Annotated in this window: 5 protein-coding genes; 3 read left to right on the top strand and 2 right to left on the bottom strand. The window is 68.6% G+C overall.

What is annotated here, in order from left to right; genetic code table 11:
* Positions 1-275: 275 nt before the first annotated feature.
* Positions 276-1,523, top strand: coding sequence for a peptidase M50 (locus tag U9980_RS10470; protein WP_322767743.1), 1,248 nt, complete (start codon positions 276-278; stop codon positions 1,521-1,523).
* Between the two features lie 122 nt (positions 1,524-1,645).
* Positions 1,646-2,536 carry a PfkB family carbohydrate kinase gene (locus tag U9980_RS10465; RefSeq protein ID WP_322767742.1) on the top strand — a complete coding sequence of 297 codons (891 nt, stop codon included), beginning with the start codon at positions 1,646-1,648 and terminating at the stop codon, positions 2,534-2,536.
* 114 nt (positions 2,537-2,650) lie between these two features.
* Here U9980_RS10465 and U9980_RS10460 read toward each other — a convergent pair whose 3' ends face one another.
* Both U9980_RS10460 and U9980_RS10455 read right to left on the bottom strand, forming a co-directional pair.
* On the bottom strand, positions 2,651-2,947 hold the full coding sequence (locus tag U9980_RS10460) for a hypothetical protein (protein WP_322767741.1): 297 nt from the start codon (positions 2,945-2,947) through the stop codon (positions 2,651-2,653).
* A complete protein-coding gene (locus U9980_RS10455; RefSeq protein WP_322767740.1) occupies positions 2,944-3,249 on the bottom strand; it encodes a hypothetical protein in 306 nt (101 codons plus the stop codon). The genes U9980_RS10460 and U9980_RS10455 overlap by 4 nt, the downstream gene beginning before the upstream one ends.
* Before the next feature lie 241 nt (positions 3,250-3,490).
* Between U9980_RS10455 and U9980_RS10450 the strand changes: the two genes are divergently transcribed.
* A partial coding sequence (locus U9980_RS10450) for an AAA family ATPase (protein WP_416210217.1) occupies positions 3,491-4,967 on the top strand: 1,477 nt, incomplete at its 3' end.

Below are 4,967 nucleotides of genomic sequence, written 5' to 3'. Positions count from 1 at the left end.
CGGTGTGGCGACCGGTGTGGCGACCGGTTCCGGAGCCGGCGTCGAGGACTGTGGCATTCCCGGCCGGCGCCAGCCGCGTGAAGGTGCGCCGGCCCTTTGGCGCCCTGGATACCTGCCGGTCAGTGGATTCCTGAAGGTCGGTAAGGAGACTTCTTATCAACTTCCCGGGTCCGGGATGGTGTGGGCGGGCCGGATATCGGGCAACCTTGAGACGAGTCTCATAACGCAATCTTTGTCACAGCTTGCGGCCGCGACGGAAAGGGGATCGAACGGTCATGACCGCCGATCATGCGCCGATGGGAACGGTACGCACTCCGGTCTCGGTGCGCCCCGGGGTGGCTGTGACCATTGGCTTCCTGACAATCCTGCTGGGCGCCTTCACACTTCCCGCCGCGGTGCCGGACCGGCCGTCGGTCGCGTACCTGTCGGCCGGCCTTGCCGGCGCAGCGCTCCTCCTCGGCCTGTTGCTGGCCGCCGACCTCGCCCGGGCCGCCGTCGCTCGCCGGGCCGGCGTCCAGGTGGACGGGATCACGGTCGGCGCCTTCGGTAGTCGGCTGCGCGCCGCCACCGCCGGCATCAACGAACCTCGGACGGGAGCCCGCATCGCCTGTGTCGGGTTGGCCGTCAGCGGGCTCGGTGGCGCGGGGCTGGTCACCCTGGGATGGCTCGCCCCGGGCGGCAGTCTGGCGCTGGCCGGCAGCGTCGGGCTCTGGGTCGGTGGTCTCGCGCTTCTGATCACCCTGTCGGAGCTGCTGCCCGCCCCGCGCACCGGAGGTGGGCGCCTGCTCGCGGCGCTGGTGTACCGGCGGACCGGCAGCCGTGAACGCGCGGACGCGGCAGCCGCCAGGGCCGGAGTGATCACTGGTTGGATCCTGATCGCCTCAGGTGCAGCGTTGATCTTCCTGGCAGGCGCAATGGGCCTGTGGGTCGCCTTGCTCGGGTGGCTCGCGCTCGGCTCGGGCCGGGTGGAACAGTCCCGGCTGCGGACGAACAGGGCGCTCGCGGGCGTCCGCGTCGGGGATGTGATGGGGCTCGCACCCGAGGTGGTGCCCGGTTGGCGGACGGTGTCCGCGGTCGTCGAGGACATGGCCGACCAGGTGGTACCCGCGTCCGGGCAGGTGGTGTTCGCCGTGGTCGATTTCGACGGCGGCCTCGCCGGCGTCGCACACCTGCGCGATCTTGCCGCGGTGCCGCTCGACGACCGCGGCTTGACCCGGGTGACGAAGGTCAGCGTCCCGATGGCCGCGGTGCCCACGACCACACCGAACGAGCTTCTGAGCGATCTGCTTCCGCGGCTGGCCGAGCGCCCGGCCGCCGGGTGCGCCCTGGTGCTGGACGACGGTGTAGGTGACGGCACTGTGCTGGACGGCGGTGTGCTGGACGGCGGTGTCGGCAGGCCACGGCTGATCGGCACGGTCGGCTACGCGGAAATTGCCCGAGCGCTGGCGACCGTCGCGCTGGTGCCCACGGGTACGGCGCCGGTGCCGGCACCGGATTGCGGGCCGCGAAACGGCCGCCCCTGATCCTTTCAGTTTCAGCCGCATTCCCCGTGCTCGCCTTCTGTGCTTGACGGATGGGCACGCAGCGGCGCAGGAGCCTACCTGGGCAGCTGGGGGCGCAGAGTCCCGCGAGTAATGTTGCGGCCATGACGATCAGGAGCGCCGAGGCGTTGGTCAGTGGTCCACCTGTTGATTACCTGGCAGTGGGGAACCCGACCCTCGACGTCCGGCCCGATTCGTCGCTCGCGGTCGGTGGAAGTGTGGTCTACGCCATCATCCAGGCGGCGCGCCTCGGCTTGTGCGTTGCGGGACTCGGGCGCGGTTGTGCTCCGGAACTGGTACCGGTGTGGATGCCGTTTGCCACCGAGGCGTTCCTCTACATCCAGCCGTCGGCGGACACGACGCGGTTCCGTAACGAAAGCATGGACGGCCGCCGGACCCAGTGGCTGGAAAAATCCGCAGGCTCGGTGTCCGGCCTTGACCGGATTCCCGAAACTCGGGTACTGCACCTGGCTCCCGTCGCGCGGGAAATCGTCATCGAGGAGGCCGTCCGGGCAAAAGCGCGGGGCCTTCTCGGCCTGACCCCGCAGGGGCTGATCCGTTCCTGGGACGAGCATGGTCTCGTCCACCATCAGCCCTTGGAGATCGACGGCCCGACCGCGGCCACGCTCGATGTGGTGGTGTTCGCGGACTATGAGGCGCCGTACCTGAAAGGCGTGGCGCAGGCGGTGCGGCGGGCCGGCGGCATCGTCGTGGTCACCAGGGGCGCCGGCGGATGTGAGGTGCTGCTGGCGACCGGCACGCAGGAGTTCCCCGCCATCGAGACGTCCCAGCTCGTCGACGACACCGGGGCCGGTGACGTGTTCGCCAGCGCGTTGTTCATCGCGTTGGACGGCGGGAGCACGGTCAGCGAGGCGGTCCGGTTCGCGGCGGCGGCGGCGACCTTGAGTATCGAGGGGATCGGTCCGCGGGCCATCGCCTCCCGTGCGGAGATCGACAAGCTGGCCGGCCAGGACAGCTCCCTCGCGTTCCCCTGATCGGATCGCGTCTGCCAGGGCACCCTTCTCTAGTCCATTCCGTAGTCAACAGTGTTGACGACTCCTATCGTCCATGATCTTGATGGGATGTCCGTAGGGCCTTGTCTTCGTGTGTTATGGATGTGGCCCGATGGCGACGACGGTGATCGTGCGGGGCTCAGGCCCGTAGTGCCAGAAGATCCGCCAGGCGGACGGTGTGTGGTTCTCGATGTAGGAGTCCCAGACGGTTTCGCCGCCGATGCCGTGCAGCGAACGGTACGGATGTGAGTTGAGTCCGGGGTGCCGTGGGTTGGTCTCGAGGCGCCCGAGCGCCCGGCGGACTTTGTAGAGCTTGCGTTCGTCCTTGGTGAGGTCGGAGAGCACGGCCGCGGCTTCGCGGGTGAAGCGGAGCAGGTAGGGCGGCGGGTTCACCGGCCCTCGTTGTCATCGTCATCAGTGGCGTATGCGGCGAACGAGCCGAGGTCGACGGTCTGGCCGGCGGCCGACTGCTCCAGGCCACGGGCCAGACCGTCGCGGAGCTGTTCGTTCTCCCAGACGATCAGTTCACGGCGGGGGACGGAAGCCAGCGGAGTGAGGAGGACCTCGCCGTCGTCGTTGACAGCGACGGCGTAACGTGCACCCTTCTCGACTCCGACCCGCCCGAAGGCGATCCGGGACCGTTCGTCAGCGGATACCTCGCCGACGAGACGGAACCCCACGGACACGAACGTCATGGCTGGCCTCCCGGCGTCACTGTCGAAGCTCGGTCTGATCGTACGCGCCAGGTGGGCATGTGGGTATTGCCCACGACGGCTGGGCTGTCGACGTGGACCGGATCGGATGGCGTGCCGCTGACGAGGGGTGAGCGTTTACCGCACGGCTCACCTTCCCACTGTGCGATGTCGGCCGCACCTATACTGTTCTGTATAGATCAATACATACAGAATGGTGGACGTGGACAAGCCCGCACATGTCATGGACCGGGATCAGCAGTGGGCCACGCTGGTCCGCTTCCTCGCACGAGGGGAACCGGCCCTGCGGATCGGCCTGCTGTCAGGACGGCGTCGCCACGGCAAGTCCTACCTGCTGCGGGCCCTGACCGAAGCGGCGGGCGGGCTGTACGTGACGGCGGTCCAGGAGGAAGGCCGACGGCCGGCGCAGCGGCGGTTCGCGGCAGCTCTCGCCCGCTTCGCCGGACTGCCCGCGTCCGCGGTTGAACTGGACGACTGGCAGCAGATCCTCACGACCGCGCTGGAGCTCGTGGAGCGACATCGCTCATCCGGGACGGCTCCGCTCCTGGTCATTGACGAGCTGCCCTACCTCCTTGGCCATTCCCCGGAGATCCCGTCGCTTCTCCAGCACCTGTACGACGATTCGCAACTGGGGCGGACTCCAGGTGGCCGGCTCATTCTGTGCGGTTCCGCGATGAGCGTGATGACCGAGCTGCTCTCGGGGTCCCGGGCACTGCGCGGCCGGGTGGCACTGGACATGCGGCTGGGTCCGTTCGACTACCGTCAGGCGGCGGCGCTGTGGGGAGTGGCAGACCCGGAAGTGGCATTGCGCCTGCACGCTGTTCTCGGCGGTGCGCCCGGCTACCGCCAGCTCGTGCAGGACGACCCCCCGGCCACGGTCGAGCAGTTCGGCTCGTGGGTACAGGAGAACCTCCTTGATCCCGATCTCGGGTTGTTCACGCGGAGCGAGACCGAACACCTGCTCCGTGAGGATCCCCGCATCACTCGGCGGACCCTCTACTACGACATCCTGACCGCGGTCGCGTCCGGTGCGGGTACTCCGGCGAAGATCGGCAGCATGATCGGACGGGAGCGGACAGCGCTCACTCACACCCTGGCCGTCCTGGAGTCCGCAGGCTATCTGCGGCGTGATCAGGACATGCTGCGCCAGCGGAACACAGTCATCACAGTGACAGATCCGATCATCAGGTTCAACCAACTGATCACAGTGCCCTACAGCGACCTGCTGGAGCGTCACGAGGGCGCCCAGGTATGGCAGGCGTCCACCGCGACTTTCGCGGCGCAGATCCTCGGCCCGCACTTCGAGGAGCTGGCACGGACCTGGACGCGTCTCTTCGCGACGCGGGAGGTCTTCGATGGGCAGCCGCTGGGCATAGTCGGCAGCGCGGCCGTGCACGACGGTGCGGGACGCGCCAGGCACGAGGTGGATGTGCTGGCGCTCGCGGCGGGCGAGCGGCCCCGCGTACGAGGCGTCCGTATCGCCCTGATCGGCGAGGCGAAGGCGACCGCCCAGCGCCGCACTCCGGGTGACCTCACCCGGCTCGAACGCATCCGCGCGGTTCTGGCCGAGGACGGCCACGACACAGGCGACGCCGTCCTCGCGATCTTCTCGCTGACCGGCTTCAGTCCCGATCTGCGGCTTCTCGCAGACCAGCGGGCCGATGTCCGCCTCATTGATGTCAACACCCTGTACGGGCGGG

Source organism: Protofrankia sp. Cr1 (assembly GCF_963555865.1).
In the GTDB taxonomy this organism is placed as follows: domain Bacteria; phylum Actinomycetota; class Actinomycetes; order Frankiales; family Frankiaceae; genus Protofrankia.
The sequence above is the reverse complement of the archived record's forward strand: the minus strand, read 5'-3'. Positions and strand labels throughout refer to the sequence as shown.

Excerpts from the sequence above, each read along its gene's own strand:
- U9980_RS10455 (WP_322767740.1), bottom strand. The coding sequence starts at position 3,249 with ATGACGTTCGTGTCCGTGGGGTTCCGTCTCGTCGGCGAGGTATCCGCT.
- U9980_RS10470 (WP_322767743.1), top strand. The coding sequence starts at position 276 with ATGACCGCCGATCATGCGCCGATGGGAACGGTACGCACTCCGGTCTCG.
- U9980_RS10465 (WP_322767742.1), top strand. The coding sequence starts at position 1,646 with ATGACGATCAGGAGCGCCGAGGCGTTGGTCAGTGGTCCACCTGTTGAT.